This window comes from Pseudomonas sp. NPDC089395 (assembly GCF_044749525.1).
Classification (GTDB): domain Bacteria; phylum Pseudomonadota; class Gammaproteobacteria; order Pseudomonadales; family Pseudomonadaceae; genus Aquipseudomonas.
The window spans coordinates 90,552-107,583 of the sequence record NZ_JBIVID010000002.1 but is presented as its reverse complement, the minus strand read 5'-3'; the positions used below and the strand labels follow the sequence as shown (position 1 = coordinate 107,583).

Genomic DNA, 17,032 nt, shown 5'->3' with positions numbered 1-17,032 from the left:
TTAAGCGCAATGAATTTGTAGGGCTCATAGGACACCAAGATTATTTAGGATATCTACGTAGCTTTTTAGCTTTGACTCCTTCACCGCGGACTCTATGTTTTCCCGTGACAATATGAAGCTTTCAGAATCTCGATCACTAGAACGAATCAAGACTAGCCTACACACTTCGAATATAAATTCAGTAGGCAATAAAGGAAGACGGAGTGTTTTGGAAGACTCCAACATCACTTTGTAAATATCTGGAGCCACGGCAGCCAGACGAAAACCAGAAGCATAGGCTTGAGGTAAAAAAAACTGAGTATAGCTACAATCACTTCCTGGCGGGTAAGTAAAATCATTATCATACCCTTTAAGAGTTTGACATATCCAGCCATGATCAGTGCAACAAGGCAAATCCCATACCTCATTGAGAAACCGAACAATCAACTCCGCACGCTTTTGCAGTTCCAGCAAAGTTATTTTATGATCAATTTGCGTTTGGCTGAAGCCGATAAGCGTTGTGTCGACATTATGCAGCGCAAGCTCATTCTGGAGGTATTGCAGGTGTTCGAAATCTTCAATGCTGAGTGTTTGAAGCTCATCTATAATCAGGATCCAGTGCCTACCCGACTTATTACGCAGCTGACTTTCGATTTCATGTAATACTTTTGTTCTCACTGACGCGATCACCGGCCTGGCAGGCATAGGGAGCCTTAAAAACTTTGCAAGGCTGATGACGATACTTTCCCGGTGCTTCAGTTCCCCATTGGTATCCGCGGAAACCAGGCTAATGGGTCTATCCTTAAAGGCAGGATGACGATCCAGTGCACTAACCACGAATTTGCATATCGTAGTTTTGCCCATTCGAGGAAACGCCTTAAAAACAAGGCTTTTTTTATGAAGCGCGATAGAGTCCATGACCACCTCAAGCACTTGAGGCATACTCGGCGTCAATGCAACATAGTTTTTCGTCACTAATGGATGATTCCAAAAGAGATTTCGTTGCTGCTGAGCGTCAAGTGGATCATAGGTATTCATGATGTCCCCTCAAAGCTTTTTCACCAAATCAAGGAGATCTAGGTCACTGGGCGGCACAAGATATTCGCGCTTAGGTATTGGCGTAGCGACCGCTGAGGGAGAAGACATGGGTAATTCCTGTGTTTCGCGTTCAACCAGAGACTCATTATCAAGCGAGCTCTGAGACTGTTCAAATCGTACTCTGTCGAGTGTAGTTCCCGATTTTTTATCTTGTCTCTTACGCGCTGCAGCATTATCTAGATTTGCTTCAAGATGGCGGGTATACACTGTAACGATACACACGCCCTTAACTCGAAAGATAATCTTTCTAGCAATGAGCGAATTTATCTCTTTTCGAGTTCTTAGGCTGTGCGGCACTTCTGCCCAGTCGCCCTGCACGGTGAGTGGGCCTATAGGTGATCCATTCTCTAGATATGCATTAACGACGCGCAAATCCGAGTCCTGGACTTCAATTATGAGTTTTTTCCCTATGAGCTCAGGACTATCAATCAGTCGATCGGAGGTATATCTGGCTTTATGAATAGTGACATAAGGGCGATGGCCATCTTTTACCCCTCCTTTTACCTCACGAGAAATCGTTACAGTGACCACTCCTAACGTCTTCCTCACATCATTTGGCGGAAGCCTCGGTAAGTAATGATCTTTTTTGACCAGTTGTGAAACGGCTTCCAGTGGAGACAAGAAACGCAAACCTTCGGAGGGCTCCGCATTGAGGTTCGCGAAAAAGGTATATACCAACTGATCCAAGTCATCACTGGCGATCCGGAATTTGCAAGCTGCTAGTTCAGGATCATCCGCTCTACCATTATTAGGGCCGGAGCCAGTAGTGCTTGGAAAACGCTGGATCAAGTCTTCCGCTAGTCGTTTGAACGCATGCTCTATATGTGGACGTCTTTCTGGTCGACCAGGCACGCCGAATTCGAGGATGCATCCAGTTTGCTTCCTCATCTCAGTGCTCACTTTACGACCGAGATGCGCAAGCGCATTATCCATTTTAATAATTAATGGCAAAACTTGCACCATTTCCGGGAACAATTCTGCGGGATACCCTGCGCCCTCGAACAACTTTAGATTCTTGATAGTGAATTCAGGTTTCGGAAGTTGAGCGCTCAGCATTTGCCGCATTAGCGCCAAAACATCTTCAGCACACACATCGTTTCCATGCACAACATAATACCAAAGTACCGCAGTAGTCAAAGACTCGACCGCCACAAGCACATGCAACCTTTTCAATACATGATAGGTTTCCAGGCCATGTTCGTGCTCACGAATCAAAACAAACATGGCATCAAATGTATATGAATCAATTTCTATCATATCCATCAGGCCTGCCGACCTGGTCAGTGAGCGATGGCCAGTTCCTACAGGAACATGCGCAATCGCGCCACTATCTCCAGTAAGGTGCACGACACGCTCATAATGCGCTTCTCGCACCTCGTTGAAAAACTTAGTCAAGGGTTTGATTCCCTTATGCGTTGTATTAAATGGCCACTCTGTTATCGGATGCCCTTTCTCCTTGAGTATTTCTATAAAGTCCAGATGAATATCTATCGCTCTTTTCGAAAACTCATGTACTACCTTGCTCTTGTCGTTTTGCTTTAGCTTTGGCTTTAGTTTTTTTTTCAAAATAAGCGCTGTGAGTCTTGATTCAAGGTCTGGGTACCGCGCAAAAGTAGATCCCAACATTCCGGCGAAGCCTGCACCCGATTGCCACAGCGACGCATCGACAAGCTTTGTCCGCCTGTAAACCTTGATGGCCGTATTGGGCAGCAGCGCACTATATCCGTAGACAAAACCGTTTGGAGCCACAGTCAAACATCGCTTGATCATTTTTTTCAGATAGCTACCGTCTACTGTGGTCTGGTGCATTATGTCTGATATCGTGCACCCCTCCATATACATCTCTAGCGCTTTTTTCCGATGCTTAAAAACTGCCGCAGTTTCTGGAGACAATGATTGCTCAGACACACTTTCCCAAGGCATTGATGCCTGTATAAGGGTCACAATTTCCGAACGCGACCGTCTAATCATGGTTGGTGCCACACTGTGTCATAACCAAATCCATTTTTTTCCGCTTCAACTCCAATACTTCCTGAGATTATTAGTCTACAAATGACCCCTAGTGCGATAGCCTGATCTGAAAAAGACAGCTCAGCAAGGAGAGACCGGATAGTGCCCTCCTTCATTAACTGGACTTGAGTTCCAACAAGTTTTATTTCATGGTCGAGCACATAGCCCCTGACCTGTGATGCCATGGTAATTACTTTAAGCCAGAATCCAAGCTTGTGGGCTTCCAAGGCTAGACGGGCATAAGAAATTGAAACGAGATGTCCGTGCCGAATGACCTGATCTATAAGACAGTATCTAATCGGGATGGTTTTTCGGTCAGGTACTAGCCTCTCACTGGGGTCGATTTGGTGGAGTGCAATCGAGCCATCCTTGTGCTCAACCCATATGCCTCTGACTTTCTTGAAATTCTCTACCCCTTCCGCATCCACGCTTACCTTAACGTCTTCATCGAACCGGTACGTCAGCACGTCGCAAGAAGTCTCAAGCTCCGTAGCCCAATGGATGATCTCTAGATCACCCAGGATGATGAGGTCAGCATCCATTTTGGGGCTGTACGTCATCCATAAGCTTCGGTTGTGAGCACTCGTCTTTCTGCTAGCTGCCAGCTGCTTGCGGCGGTGCCCTTTGAGTGATGGCATTTTGGATAGGTCTCAGTGGATACGAAGGTACGAAATTGCTTCCTGAACTTTAGTATGACGAATGGAGCCGTTTAGGACTGATTTGCTACTTCCGAAGCCGCTTAAAGACCAGTAAGCTATAAAAACTCTCATCCACAAGGCTTTTTTAACAAAAACTATGAGATAGTCATTCCACTCAGTGAATCCTAATGACGAGTGATGCCGTAGGGTCAAATTTACCTCTTAACGGTGCGATGAGGTCGAAGTTACTTCTTAATACTGGAAGTAATTTTTACCAACTGACTCACTGAATAGCGGGATGAAAATTTCCAACTCACTGATTTGTCTGGTTAAATTAGCTACCGGGGATGGGGTTATCGTTTCTTCCGTGTACTTGAACTGCCGTGTTTTTCCTCCGAGTTCAAAATTTACTTCTTACCTGCGGGCCGTTCGTGTGACCGTCGCTCACGTGCTGGCGATTTTCCCTCCTGTTTCATGAGTTAGTTCCTGTTGCCGCTGTGTCCACCATCTGCTGTCCAAGCCGGCACGAAGCTGAACCGCGTCCGCACATGCCAAAATTCACTATCCACGACGACGTTCGTACCACTAGTAATCAAGGTCGCCAGTGCTTTGGTCTTTTGAGGTCACAAGCAGATGCCTAGCGCGTCGGGGATGCTACGGAATGTGGAAGCATGCTTTTGCCTGGATGTGAGGCTTTAAGCATGTCTTCACCGCAGCGGGATCTCATGAGCGTTTGATTTGATGACGGACAGGTGTGTTAGTTGGCGTCAGAGCATGGTGCTCTCCGATGGGCGCGTTTCACAGTGAAATGCCGGTTTGAAGGCCTATCTATGGGGGTTGTAAACCACTTTTTTTACGTGTAAACCACTGTAGTTAACACGTAAAAAAGTGGTTTACAGGGTGTATTTATACGTCGCTGTGGCGACCAGGTACTTGTTCTCGTACGGGTTGTATTTTCAACAGTGCAGTATGGTGTGCTAACGTAGCTCTGGAGATTAGCCCCCACGCCTCGTGGCAGATTCTGTAGGTCTGTACTGCGCACCAGGGGGTTAGTTATCAAGTACTTCGCGAAGATGACCGATCGTTTGAGTGAGCTAACCTCCTCCAGCCTCGTTTTCTCCTTATGTGGTTATAACTCCACTAAATGACTATTTAGTTTAGTTATTTAAAAGTCATCTTGGTAATGCAGTTGTGCCCTGCTTTCTATATTGCCTTATCGCCCATGGGCGGATTGATTGATCCAGATTAAGGATCACCCACCTAACCTCCCCCAGACTATGAGCTCCGCACCCTCACTGGGGGATTAGGCATGACGATTATCGTGACCGGCGCCGCCGGTTTCATTGGCAGCAATCTGGTCAAGGCGCTCAACCGCCGCAATGAAACCCAGATCATCGCCGTCGACGACCTGACCGATGGCGACAAGTTTCGCAACCTGGCCGACTGTGACATCGCTGATTACCTGGACAAGGACGACTTCCTCGACCGCTTGCGCCAGGGCCAGTTCTTCAAGGTTCGCGCGGTGTTGCACCAGGGCGCCTGCTCCAGCACCGTCGAAGGTGACGGGCGTTTCATGATGGAAAACAACTACCGCTACAGTTGCGATCTGCTTGGCACTGCTCAAGCGCAGCAGATTCCGCTGCTGTACGCCTCTTCGGCTGCGGTCTATGGCGCGGGGCATAACTTCCGTGAACAACGCGAACACGAGCAGCCGCTGAACGTCTACGGCTATTCCAAGTTCCTGTTCGATCAATATGTGCGGCGGCAACTGCCGGGTGCACGCAGCCAGATCGTCGGGCTGCGCTACTTCAACGTCTACGGCCCTCGCGAACAGCACAAAGGCGCGATGGCATCGGTAGCCCTGCACTGCTTCAACCAGTACCAGGCCCACGGCAAGGTCAGCCTGTTCGGCCGTTATGGCGAATACCCAAGCGGTGGCCACCTGCGCGACTTCGTGTCGGTGGATGACGTGGTCAAGGTCAACCTGTTCTTCCTCGATCACCCGCACCAGAGCGGCATCTTCAATGTCGGCAGCGGGCGCGCCCAGCCGTTCAACGATGTGGCCCTGGCCGTCATCAATCGTTTGCGGGGCCAGCAAGGTCGCACGCCGTTGTCGCTGCAGGCGGCGTTGCGTGACGGTGTGCTGGAATACAGCGAGTTTCCCGAGCACCTGCGTGGCAAGTACCAGTGCTACACCTGCGCCGACCTGCAGCATCTGCGCAACGCGGGCTTCAAGGACGCCACAGCGACCGTTGAACAAGGCGTTGCGCGGTACTGCGACTGGTTGCTAGGCAAGCAACAGCCCCTGCAGATGCCATTCACTCAAGTGGGCGCTGCTTGACAGCGTCCTCAGACCAAGCCGCCGAAACGCTTGTAGAAGCTCTCGTTGACATCCGGCAAGGGGCCGTCCGCCGTTTCCAGCGCAGCATTGAGCAGCTCCTCGCTCTTGGCGAAGATCAGCCGATACAGGTTACGGCACAGCTGCCGCGCGGCCCTGCCCTCCCAGTCACCTGGCAGTAGTTCGTCCGGCAACTGGGGATCGCGCAGCAGCAACCTGCGATATTCGTGAATGAGCAAGGTGCGCGCCAGGAAGCAATCCTGGGCATTGAGCTCGGCCTGCTCTTTCAGGCTCTGCCACAGGGGGCGGAACAGCTGGATGAACTCGCTGTACTGCTGCCCCAGCTCGTCGATACGCCAGCTTTCCCGTACCTGCGCGCGCATGGCCTTGGACGCCAGCACCTCCTGGGTGTGGGTTTCGAAGACGATGCTGTCGTCGCTCGCCTCCAGCTCGCGCAGGGTGGCCGCCAGGTCGCCGCGATCGGCCCGTGGGCAACCCAGCACGTTCGGCGCCATCACGCCAAAGCCCTGCCACTCCAGCTCTTCACGCACGGCCTTGCGCTTGCTTGCGTCGAGCTGGGACAGCAGCACCAGGGTCCAGGCGCCATCCCAGGCCGGCTGGCTGGGGCTGTAGACCCGCTTGAAGGCCTTTTCAAAGCGGCGCCGGCCGGTGCCGGTCAGGCTGTAGTAGCTGCGTCGGCCGACTTTTTCGGCGGTCAGCCAGCCTTCCTTGGTCAGGCGAAAGATCGAGGTGCGGATCAGCCGTTCATTGATGCCGATCGGCTCCAGCAGGTTGATCAGGCTGCCAAGCCAGACCGTGCCGCCATGGGGTTCGATGGCATCGCCGTACAGGGTGATGATCAGCGAACTGGCGCGGATCGGCGTCTGCTCCTGGAAGCGGGTGATCAGGGTGTTCAGCGGGGCGAGGTTGCTCATGGAGGAACTGTGCGCGGAGAAAGCACCGACTATACCTGTGCGGCGGGCTGCCTGGCCATGGCGCTGCGCAGGAAGGTTCATGCACCCGCCTCGCCTTTGGGCCGCAAGCCATTGTCACCCATGCGCGGGCGCTGCGCCTCGGCCTCGGTCAGCGGTGGGCATTCGACCATGCTGGCCATGCAGCGTTGGCTCAGCCGCTGGTACTCGGCGGTGCCCCGCTGTTTCCAGGCCAGTTCCTGTTCGGTCAGCGGGCGCTTGACTTGCGCCGGCGCGCCCATCACCAGGCTCTGTTCGGGGCAGGCGAAGCCGGCCTTGACGAATGCCGTGGCCGCAACGATGCAGCGCGGCGCTACGTGGGCGCCATCCATGACCACGGCATTCATGCCGATCAACGCGTCCTCGCCCACCCGGCAGCCGTGCAACACCGCGCCATGGCCAACGTGGCCGTTGCGCTCGATGACCGTGTCGCCGCCTGGGAAGCCATGCATGACGCAGGTGTCCTGCAGGTTGGCACCCTCCTCCAGGACGATACGGCCGAAATCACCGCGCAGGGATGCCAATGGCCCTACGTAGCAACGCGGGCCCACGATCACGTCACCGATCAGCACGGCACTGGGGTGGACATAGGCAGTCGGGTCGATCACTGGGGTCAAGCCATCGAGGCGGTAGCAAGGCATGTCGTTTATCCTGAAATGATTCGCAACGTTTGCAGATCTTGTATCGTAAATTGGTTTTTCGTCAAACCCTATTCACCCGGCTTGATTCGCAGGATTCAAAGAATCCACTGAAGACTGGCGAGCACACATAAGATACACAAACGACAGCATGCTATTGCATTCATGTATCGCATAGTGCTTATACTGGTTCCACCTGGGCACGGTCAGCCGTCGCCCCTGCAGACAATTCCAAGAAACGCCGGCCATTCGATGCGCCGTGCGAGCAGCCTGAGGAACCCCACATGCCGCGTTATCTCCATGTGCAAGCGCCTGAACACGGCGTGCGCCTGGTCACCCTGCAACGGCCAGAGGCACTCAATGCCTTGTGCACCGAACTGCTGGCCGAGCTCGCCAGCGAACTGGACAGCGCCGAACGCGACGAGCAGACCCGCGCCGTGGTCATCACCGGCAGCCGCAAGGCCTTCGCCGCCGGTGCCGACATTGGCGAAATGGCCGAACGCGACCTGGTCGGCATCCTCAACGACCCGCGCGTTGGCCACTGGCAACGCATCGCCGCGTTTTCCAAACCACTGATCGCCGCCGTCAACGGCTACGCCCTGGGCGGCGGCTGCGAACTGGTGATGTGCGCCGACATCGTCATCGCAGGCGAAGATGCCCGTTTCGGCCAGCCGGAAATCAACCTTGGCATCATGCCCGGCGCAGGCGGCACCCAGCGCCTGCTGCGCGCAGTCGGCAAACCCCTGGCGATGCAAATGGTGCTGACCGGCGAAGCCATTACGGCCCGGCACGCCCTGCAGGCCGGCCTGGTCAGCGAGATCACCCAGCCTGAACTGGCCGTCGAACGTGCCCTGCAGGTGGCCCGCAGCATCGCCGCCAAGGCGCCGCTGGCGGTACGCCTGGCCAAGGAAGCGCTGCTCAAGGCGGGCGACACTGACCTTGCCAGCGGCCTGCGTTTCGAACGCCACGCCTTCACCCTGCTGGCCGGCACCGCCGACCGCGACGAGGGCATCCGCGCCTTCCAGGAAAAACGCCCGGCCCAGTTCAAAGGCCGATGACCTGCCCTTTTCACCGCCTGACGGAGCGAGTCTGAGATGACTTTCGAGCACATCCTGTTTTCCATCGAGGACGGCGTCGCCCTCCTCTCGCTGAACCGGCCCGAGCAGCTGAACAGCTTCAATACGCAAATGCACCTGGAGGTGCGCGAGGCCCTCAAGCAGGTACGCCAGAGCGACCAGGCCCGGGTGCTGCTGCTGACCGGCGAAGGCCGCGGCTTCTGCGCAGGCCAGGACCTGTCCGACCGCAATGTCGCGCCGGGCGCGGCGATGCCCGACCTGGGCGAGTCCATCGAGCGCTTCTACAACCCGATGGTGCGCACCCTGCGCGATCTGCCGCTGCCGGTGATCTGCGCCGTCAACGGTGTGGCCGCAGGCGCCGGGGCGAACATCCCGCTGGCCTGCGACCTGGTGCTGGCAGCACGTTCGGCCAGCTTTATCCAGGCCTTCTGCAAGATCGGCCTGGTGCCGGACTCCGGCGGCACCTGGTTGCTGCCGCGACTGGTCGGCATGGCTCGGGCCAAAGCGCTGGCCATGCTGGGTGAGCGCCTGAGCGCCGAACAGGCCGAGCGCTGGGGATTGATTCACCGCGTGGTCGACGATGCCGATCTGCGCGACGAAGCCCTGGCCCTGGCGCGCCATCTGGCCAGCCAGCCAACCTACGGCCTGGCGTTGATCAAGCGCAGCCTCAATGCCAGCTTCGACAACAGCTTCGACCAGCAGCTGGAAATGGAACGCGACCTGCAGCGCCTGGCCGGGCGCAGCGAGGACTACCGCGAAGGCGTCAGCGCCTTCATGAACAAGCGCACACCTGCATTCAAGGGCCGCTGAACATGAACGCATTGGACACTAGCGCCCTGGTGGCAGTGATCGGTGCCGGCGCCATGGGTGCAGGCATCGCCCAGGTCGCAGCCCAGGCCGGGCACCCGGTAAAACTCTACGACAACCGCCCCGGTGCGGCGGCCCAGGCCGTGGCTGGCATCGACCAGCAGCTCGGGCGCCTGGTGGAAAAAGGCAAGCTGCAGGCCGATGCCCGACAGGCCATCATCGACCGCCTGCAGCCGGTGGAGGCCATCGAAACCCTGGCCGATGCCCGGCTGGTGATCGAGGCCATCGTCGAGAACCTGCAGGTCAAGCAAGGCCTGCTGCGTCAGCTCGAAGCGCTGTGCGCGGACGATTGCATCCTTGCCAGCAATACCTCGTCGCTGTCCATTACCAGTCTGGCCGCAGGCCTTAAGCGGCCACAGCAAGTCATTGGCATGCACTTCTTCAACCCGGCGCCATTGATGGCCCTGGTTGAAATCGTCTCTGGCCTTGCCACCGAGCCCACCCTGGCTGCCTGCCTTTATGAAACGGCCAAGGCCTGGGGCAAACAACCGGTACATGCCCGCTCCACCCCGGGCTTCATCGTCAACCGCGTCGCCCGTCCCTTCTATGCCGAAAGCCTGCGCCTGCTCCAGGAAGGCTCGGCGGATTGCGCCACCCTGGATGCCCTGCTGCGTGACGCCGGCGGTTTCCGCATGGGCGCCTTCGAGCTCACCGACCTGATCGGCCACGACGTCAACTACGCCGTCACCTGCTCGGTGTTCGATGCCTTTTATGGCGACTTCCGCTTCCAGCCCTCGCTAGTGCAGAAGGAGCTGGTCGATGCCGGGCGCCTGGGGCGCAAGAGCGGCCATGGCTTCTACAGCTACGCCGAAGGCGCGCAACGCCCGCAAGCCGCTGCCCTGCACAGCCCGCTGACAGTCGAGCACTGCGTGGTCGAGGGTGACCTGGGCGTGATGCAACCGCTGGTCGAACGCTTGCGTGACAACGGGCTGGACATCGCCCAGCGCGATGGTCGCGGCCTGATCCAGGTCGGCGATGCGACCCTGGCGTTGTCCGATGGCCGCCTGGCCAGTCAGCGGGCCCGCGAAGAAGGCCTGCGCAACCTGGTGCTGGTCGACCTGGCGCTGGATTACCGCAGCGCCTCGCGCATCGCCATCAGTTGGTCGGCCGATACCACCACCGAAGCCCGCGATCAGGCCGTGGCGCTGCTGCAGCGTGCCGGCCTGCAAGTCGCGGCCGTGGCCGACCTGCCTGGCCTGGTGGTGCTGCGTACCGTGGCCATGCTCGCCAACGAAGCGGCGGACGCCGTGTTGCAGGGCGTCGGCAGTGCGGCCGACATCGACCTGGCCATGCGCGCGGGGGTCAATTACCCACGCGGCCCGCTGGCCTGGGCCGAGCAGATCGGCATCGGCTACACCCTGCGCGTGCTCGACAACCTGCAGCGCAGCTACGGCGAAAGCCGCTACCGCCCTTCCCTGTTGCTGCGCCGCAAAGCGGCCCAAGGAGCTCCCCTGCATGACTGACCTGCGCACCCCTGACGAACTGGCCCAGGCCTGCGCCGATGCCATGTTTTCCCGCGACCAGGCTACCCAGGCGCTAGGCATCAACCTGCTGGACGCCGGTGCTGGCCGCGCGCGCCTGAGCATGCCGGTACGTGCCGACATGATCCAGGGCCACGGCACCTGCCACGGCGGCTTCCTGTTCGCCCTGGCCGACTCGGCGTTCGCCTTCGCCTGCAACAGCTATGACGAAGCCACCGTCGCCCTGGGCTGCAGCATCGACTATGTCGCCCCGGCGCTGTGCGGCGACCTGCTCACTGCCACCGCCAGCGAACAGAGCCGCAAGGGCCGCACCGGCCTGTACGACGTGCGCATCGAAAACCAGCGTGGCGAGCTGATCGCCCTGTTCCATGGCAAATCCTACAAAGTGCGCGGCACCGTGCTCGCGCAGGAGAAGCAAGATGACTGAACACACCCTTTCCGAGGCGCTGATCATCGATGCCGTGCGCACGCCAATCGGCCGCTACGGCGGCGCCCTGAGCAGTGTGCGGGCCGACGACCTGGCTGCAGTGCCGATCAAGGCGCTGGTCGCACGTCACCCGGAACTGGACTGGCAGGCCATCGACGACGTGATCCTTGGCTGCGCCAACCAGGCCGGTGAAGACAACCGCAACGTCGCGCACATGGCCACGCTGCTGGCCGGGCTGCCGATCGACGTGCCGGGCACCACGATCAACCGCCTGTGCGGCTCGGGCATGGATGCCATCGGCAATGCCGCCCGCGCCCTGCGCTGCGGTGAAGCTGGCCTGATGCTGGCCGGCGGGGTCGAGTCGATGTCGCGGGCGCCGTTCGTCATGGGCAAGTCCGAGCAGGCCTTTGGCCGCAGCGCCGAACTGTACGACACCACCATCGGCTGGCGTTTCGTCAACAAGCTGATGCAGGCCGAATACGGCATCGACTCGATGCCGGAAACCGCGGAAAACGTCGCCGAACAATTTGCCATTTCCCGCGCCGACCAGGATGCCTTCGCCCTGCGCAGCCAGCACAAGGCCGCTGCCGCCCAGGCGCGCGGTCGCCTGGCGCGGGAGATCGTGCCGGTGGAGATCGCCCAGCGCAAAGGCCCGGCCCTGCGTGTCGAGCACGACGAACACCCACGCGCAGACACCACCCTCGAACAGCTTGCCAAGCTCGGCACGCCGTTCCGCCAGGGCGGCAGCGTTACCGCCGGCAACGCCTCGGGTGTCAACGACGGTGCCTGCGCACTGCTGCTGGCCAGCAGCGAAGCGGCCCATCGCCATGGCCTGAAGGCACGCGGGCGCATCGTCGGCATGGCGGTGGCCGGGGTCGAGCCGCGCCTCATGGGCATCGGCCCGGTGCCGGCGACCCGCAAGGTGCTGGCCCTGACCGGCCTGTCCCTGGACGACATGGATGTGATCGAACTCAACGAGGCCTTCGCCGCCCAGGGCCTGGCCGTATTGCGTGAGCTGGGCCTGCAGGACGACGACCCACGGGTCAACCCCAACGGCGGCGCCATCGCCCTTGGCCACCCGCTGGGCATGAGCGGCGCACGCCTGGTCACCACCGCCCTGCACCAACTGGAAGAAACCGCCGGACGCTACGCCCTGTGCACCATGTGCATCGGCGTCGGCCAAGGCATCGCCATGGTCATTGAACGCCTCTGACCAATGGCGTGTTACTGAACGCGACGCCGCCGGTTATGCTGCGTCCATGACACTCACGGCCCTGCTGTTCGCTCGGCAGGACCGGTCTACAAGAACAATTCGAGTGATGCCATGAATATGTACCATAAAGCCGATCGTGCCCTGCTGGACCCGATGGAAACCGCCAGTGTCGATGAGCTGCGTCAACACCAGCTGGAACGGTTGCGCTGGAGCCTCAAGCACGCCTACGACAACGTGCCGCTGTACCGCAAGCGCTTCGACGAATGCGGCGCCCACCCTGATGACCTGAATTCACTCGACGACCTGGCGAAGTTCCCCTTCACCGGCAAGAACGACCTGCGCGACAACTACCCCTACGGCATGTTCGCCGTGCCCCAGCAGGAAGTGGTGCGCCTGCACGCTTCCAGCGGCACCACCGGCAAGCCGACCGTGGTGGGCTACACCCAGAACGACATCGACACCTGGGCCAACGTGGTCGCCCGTTCCATTCGCGCCGCCGGTGGCCGCAAAGGCGACAAGGTGCATGTGTCCTACGGCTATGGCCTGTTCACCGGCGGCCTGGGTGCCCACTACGGCGCCGAGCGCCTGGGTTGCACGGTGATCCCCATGTCCGGCGGCCAGACCGAGAAGCAGGTGCAGCTGATTCGTGACTTCCAGCCCGACATCATCATGGTCACGCCGTCCTACATGCTCAACCTGGCCGACGAGATCGAGCGCCAGGGCATCGACCCCAACGACCTCAAGCTGCGCCTGGGCATCTTCGGTGCCGAGCCGTGGACCGACGAGTTGCGCCGCTCCATCGAACAGCGCCTGGGCATCGATGCCCTGGACATCTACGGCCTGTCGGAAATCATGGGCCCGGGCGTGGCCATGGAGTGCATCGAGACCAAGGACGGCCCGACCATCTGGGAAGACCACTTCTACCCCGAGATCATCGACCCGGTTACCGGCGCGGTGCTGCCCGACGGCCAGCTCGGCGAGCTGGTGTTCACCTCGCTGAGCAAGGAGGCGTTGCCGATGGTGCGCTACCGCACCCGTGACCTGACCCGCCTGTTGCCGGGCACGGCGCGGCCGATGCGGCGTATCGGCAAGATCACCGGGCGCAGCGATGACATGCTGATCATTCGTGGGGTCAACGTGTTCCCGACACAGATCGAGGAGCAGGTGCTTAAAATAAAACAGCTTTCTGAGCTTTATGAGATCCATCTGTATCGCAATGGCAACCTGGACAGTGTCGAGGTGCATGTGGAACTGCGTGCGGAATGCCAGAATCTGGACGAAGGCCAGCGCAAGCTGATCGCATCTGAATTGACCAAGCAGATCAAGACCTACATCGGCATCAGCAGCCTGGTGCGGCTGCAGCCCTGCGGGACGCTGAAGCGCTCCGAAGGCAAGGCGTGCCATGTGTTCGACAAACGGTTGGCCAGCTGATTCATCAGCTGCCTTTTGCGCCCCGGCTCAGTCCGGGGCTTTTTTTTGCCTGGGAGAAAGCTGGGGGCGCGTTGCGCCCCTTTCGCGACGCAAGGCCGCTCCTACAAGGCCTGCGCGCCCCCCCCCTGTAGGAGCGGCCTTGTGTCGCGAAAGGGCTGCGCAGCAGCCCCAAGTCCAGCAAAGCGATACACAAATCATATTTGATACACATAAAACTGTTTGACGTTATGTTTTGTATCGCTTACAAATGACTCATGCCTTAGCAGGAGTCGGAACATGTACGCACAGCTAGTGGAAACCGGAGTCAAACGCGTCAAGTCGCTGGAGGAGATGTCGCCCGAAGAGCGCAACTTCCAGGAAAAGATCGACGCCGAAATCAAGATCGAAGCCAAGAACTGGATGCCCGAGGCCTACCGCCAGACCCTGATCCGGCAGATCTCCCAGCACGCCCATTCGGAAATCGTCGGCATGCTGCCCGAAGGCAACTGGGTCACCCGTGCCCCGAGCCTCAAGCGCAAGCTGCAGCTGATGGCCAAGATCCAGGACGAAGCCGGCCACGGCCTGTACCTGTACAGCGCGATGGAAACCCTCGGCGCCGACCGCGACGAAGAGATCGCCAAGCTGCACAGCGGCAAGGCCAAGTATTCGAGCATCTTCAACTACCCGACCCTGAGCTGGGCCGACATGGGCGCCGTGGGCTGGCTGGTCGACGGCGCCGCCATCGTCAACCAGGTGGTGCTGCAGCGCACCTCGTACGGCCCCTACTCCCGCGCCATGATCCGCATCTGCAAGGAAGAGAGCTTCCACCAGCGCCAGGGCTACGAGCTGCTGCTGACCATGATGCGCGAGGGCACCCAGGCGCAGAAGGACATGGTCCAGGACGCCATCAACCGCCTGTGGTGGCCGGCCCTGATGATGTTCGGCCCAAGCGACGAACATTCGCCCAACAGCGCCCAGTCCATGGCCTGGAAGATCAAGCGCCAGACCAACGATGAACTGCGCCAGCGCTTCATCGACCAGACCGTGCCGCAGCTCGAACTGCTCGGCTGCACCGCCCCCGATCCAGACCTCAAATGGAACGAAGCCCGCGGCCACTACGACTTCGGCGAAATCCAGTGGGACGAGTTCTACGAAGTCATCAAGGGCAACGGCCCCTGCAACCTGGAGCGCGTCGCCACCCGGCGCAAGGCCATCGAGGATGGTGCCTGGGTCCGTGAAGCGGCCGTGGCCTACGCACGCAAACAACAGAACAAGAATGCCGCCTGACGGCGATTGATGCGGAGATTGAAAATGTCTGTCTGGACCCTCTACGAAGTGTTCGTGCGCAGCAAGCACGGCCTGAACCACAAGCATGTCGGCAGCGTGCATGCCGCCGACGCCGCCATGGCCATCGAGAATGCCCGCGAGCTGTACACCCGCCGCAGCGAAGGCGTGAGCCTGTGGGTCGTGCCTTCGGCGCTGATCACCGCCTCTTCGCCTGACGAAAAAGACCCGCTGTTCGTGCCCTCGGACGACAAGGTCTACCGCCACGCCAGCTTCTACGAACTGCCCGACGAAGTCGGACACATGTGAGGTTGGCCATGCACAAGCAAGCACTTATCCCCTACTTGTTGCTGCTCGGCGACAGCGCCCTGATCCAGGGCCAGCGCCTGTGCCAATGGTGCGGTCACGCACCGGCACTGGAAGAAGAACTGGCCCTGATGAACGTCGGCCTGGACCTGGTTGGCCAGGCCCGCAACTGGCTGGAATACGCCGCCGAACTGCTCGATGACGGCCGCGACGCCGACGCCCTGGCGTTTCGCCGCGACGAGCGGGCGTACCGCAACCTGCTGCTGGTCGAACAGCCCAACGGCGATTTCGCCGTGACCATGGCCAAGCAGTTCTTCTATGACGCCTGGCACCATGCCGTGCTGCAGCGCCTGGCCGACTCCAGCGACGAACGTATCGCGGGCATCGCCGCCAAGGCGCTCAAGGAAGTCACCTACCACCTGCGCCGCTCCGCCGAGTGGGTGCAGCGCCTGGGTGGCGGCACCGACGAAAGCCGCCGCCGCATGCTCGAAGCGATTCCTGCCCTGTGGCGTTTCACCGTGGAGCTTGCGGCGGGCAGCGACAGCGAAGTGGCCCTGGCCGAAGCCGGTATCGCTGCCGACCCTGCCCAGGTCGGCGCGGCCTGGCTGCAGCAGATAAGCACCCTGTTCGCCACGGTCGACCTGCCCCTGCCCAAGGCGGCCAGCCACTTCTACCTCAGTGGTCGACAAGGCCTGCACACCGAGCACCTGGGCCTGTTGCTGGCCGAAATGCAGTTCCTGCCAAGGGCCTACCCCGATGCAACCTGGTGAGCTGATCGTCGGTGACCGTGGCGCTCGCGCGCCACGCGGCGACGACCTGGCCCGCGCCTGGGAGGTGCTGGGCCAGGTCATGGACCCGGAAGTGCCGGTGGTCAGCGTGGTGGACCTTGGGATTGTCCGCGACCTCGACTGGCGCGCCGGGCACCTGCACCTGGTGGTCACGCCGACCTACTCCGGCTGCCCCGCCACCGAGGTGATCGAGGGCGATATCCGCCAGGCGCTGGAACAGGCCGGGTTTGCCGCACCAGACCTCGAGCGCCGGCTGACCCCGGCCTGGAGCACCGACTGGATCAGCGACCTTGGCCGCGAACGCCTGCGGGTCTATGGCATCGCCCCGCCGCAAGGCAGCGCCAGCAAGCGCAGCCTGCTCGGCGAAACGCCCCAGGTGTGCTGCCCGCAGTGCGCCAGCGACAACACCGAGCTGCTCAGCCAGTTCGGCTCCACGGCCTGCAAGGCGCTGTATCGCTGCCGCGAGTGCCTGGAGCCGTTCGACTATTTCAAATGCATTTGAGCCGTG

16 protein-coding genes are annotated in these 17,032 nt (G+C 59.5%); 11 read left to right on the top strand and 5 right to left on the bottom strand.

The window, feature by feature from the left end; translation table 11 throughout:
• Positions 1-24 precede the first annotated feature (24 nt).
• The 3 genes from ACIPZG_RS05495 to ACIPZG_RS05485 are packed head-to-tail and all read right to left on the bottom strand — an operon-like array spanning position 25 to position 3,647.
• Positions 25-1,017 (bottom strand): ATP-binding protein, encoded by a 993-nt coding sequence (locus ACIPZG_RS05495; protein ID WP_400639550.1) that lies wholly within the window; start codon positions 1,015-1,017, stop codon positions 25-27.
• Positions 1,018-1,026: 9 nt separating this feature from the next.
• On the bottom strand, positions 1,027-3,000 hold the full coding sequence (locus ACIPZG_RS05490) for a hypothetical protein (RefSeq protein ID WP_400639551.1): 1,974 nt from the start codon (positions 2,998-3,000) through the stop codon (positions 1,027-1,029).
• A 44-nt stretch (positions 3,001-3,044) separates the two neighbouring features.
• On the bottom strand, positions 3,045-3,647 hold the full coding sequence (locus tag ACIPZG_RS05485; protein ID WP_400639552.1) for a hypothetical protein: 603 nt from the start codon (positions 3,645-3,647) through the stop codon (positions 3,045-3,047).
• A 1,387-nt stretch (positions 3,648-5,034) separates the two neighbouring features.
• Between ACIPZG_RS05485 and rfaD the strand changes: the two genes are divergently transcribed.
• Complete coding sequence (rfaD, locus tag ACIPZG_RS05480) at positions 5,035-6,066, top strand: ADP-glyceromanno-heptose 6-epimerase (protein WP_400711149.1); 1,032 nt, start codon at positions 5,035-5,037, stop codon at positions 6,064-6,066.
• 8 nt (positions 6,067-6,074) lie between these two features.
• On the opposite strand, the gene paaX is transcribed toward rfaD, so the two are convergent.
• Together paaX and paaY are read right to left on the bottom strand one after the other, a co-directional pair.
• A complete protein-coding gene (paaX, locus tag ACIPZG_RS05475) occupies positions 6,075-6,998 on the bottom strand; it encodes a phenylacetic acid degradation operon negative regulatory protein PaaX (protein ID WP_400712194.1) in 924 nt (307 codons plus the stop codon).
• A 77-nt stretch (positions 6,999-7,075) separates the two neighbouring features.
• Positions 7,076-7,675, bottom strand: coding sequence for a phenylacetic acid degradation protein PaaY (gene paaY, locus ACIPZG_RS05470; RefSeq protein WP_400711147.1), 600 nt, complete (start codon positions 7,673-7,675; stop codon positions 7,076-7,078).
• Between the two features lie 281 nt (positions 7,676-7,956).
• On the opposite strand from paaY, the gene paaF reads away from it, so the two are divergent.
• From paaF to paaD, 10 genes are all read left to right on the top strand, one after another.
• A complete protein-coding gene (gene paaF / locus ACIPZG_RS05465; protein ID WP_400711144.1) occupies positions 7,957-8,730 on the top strand; it encodes a 2,3-dehydroadipyl-CoA hydratase PaaF in 774 nt (257 codons plus the stop codon).
• A gap of 36 nt (positions 8,731-8,766) precedes the next feature.
• Positions 8,767-9,558: a 2-(1,2-epoxy-1,2-dihydrophenyl)acetyl-CoA isomerase PaaG gene (gene paaG / locus ACIPZG_RS05460; RefSeq protein ID WP_400711141.1), complete on the top strand. Its 792-nt coding sequence runs from the start codon at positions 8,767-8,769 to the stop codon at positions 9,556-9,558.
• Positions 9,559-9,560: 2 nt separating this feature from the next.
• Positions 9,561-11,078 carry a 3-hydroxyacyl-CoA dehydrogenase PaaH gene (gene paaH / locus ACIPZG_RS05455; RefSeq protein ID WP_400711138.1) on the top strand — a complete coding sequence of 506 codons (1,518 nt, stop codon included), beginning with the start codon at positions 9,561-9,563 and terminating at the stop codon, positions 11,076-11,078.
• Positions 11,071-11,523, top strand: a complete 453-nt coding sequence (gene paaI / locus ACIPZG_RS05450) for a hydroxyphenylacetyl-CoA thioesterase PaaI (protein ID WP_400711135.1) — start codon at positions 11,071-11,073, stop codon at positions 11,521-11,523. Before paaH ends, paaI begins: the two co-directional genes overlap by 8 nt.
• A complete protein-coding gene (gene pcaF, locus ACIPZG_RS05445; RefSeq protein WP_400711132.1) occupies positions 11,516-12,736 on the top strand; it encodes a 3-oxoadipyl-CoA thiolase in 1,221 nt (406 codons plus the stop codon). The genes paaI and pcaF overlap by 8 nt, the downstream gene beginning before the upstream one ends.
• A gap of 111 nt (positions 12,737-12,847) precedes the next feature.
• The gene (gene paaK, locus ACIPZG_RS05440; RefSeq protein ID WP_400711129.1) at positions 12,848-14,167 is read left to right on the top strand and encodes a phenylacetate--CoA ligase PaaK; all 1,320 of its coding nucleotides are present in this window, start codon (positions 12,848-12,850) and stop codon (positions 14,165-14,167) included.
• A gap of 276 nt (positions 14,168-14,443) precedes the next feature.
• The gene (gene paaA, locus ACIPZG_RS05435; RefSeq protein ID WP_008096373.1) at positions 14,444-15,433 is read left to right on the top strand and encodes a 1,2-phenylacetyl-CoA epoxidase subunit PaaA; all 990 of its coding nucleotides are present in this window, start codon (positions 14,444-14,446) and stop codon (positions 15,431-15,433) included.
• 24 nt (positions 15,434-15,457) lie between these two features.
• The gene (gene paaB / locus ACIPZG_RS05430) at positions 15,458-15,739 is read left to right on the top strand and encodes a 1,2-phenylacetyl-CoA epoxidase subunit PaaB (RefSeq protein WP_008096376.1); all 282 of its coding nucleotides are present in this window, start codon (positions 15,458-15,460) and stop codon (positions 15,737-15,739) included.
• An 8-nt stretch (positions 15,740-15,747) separates the two neighbouring features.
• The gene (gene paaC, locus ACIPZG_RS05425; protein WP_400711126.1) at positions 15,748-16,506 is read left to right on the top strand and encodes a 1,2-phenylacetyl-CoA epoxidase subunit PaaC; all 759 of its coding nucleotides are present in this window, start codon (positions 15,748-15,750) and stop codon (positions 16,504-16,506) included.
• A complete protein-coding gene (gene paaD, locus ACIPZG_RS05420) occupies positions 16,493-17,026 on the top strand; it encodes a 1,2-phenylacetyl-CoA epoxidase subunit PaaD (RefSeq protein WP_400711123.1) in 534 nt (177 codons plus the stop codon). The genes paaC and paaD overlap by 14 nt, the downstream gene beginning before the upstream one ends.
• Positions 17,027-17,032 lie beyond the last annotated feature (6 nt).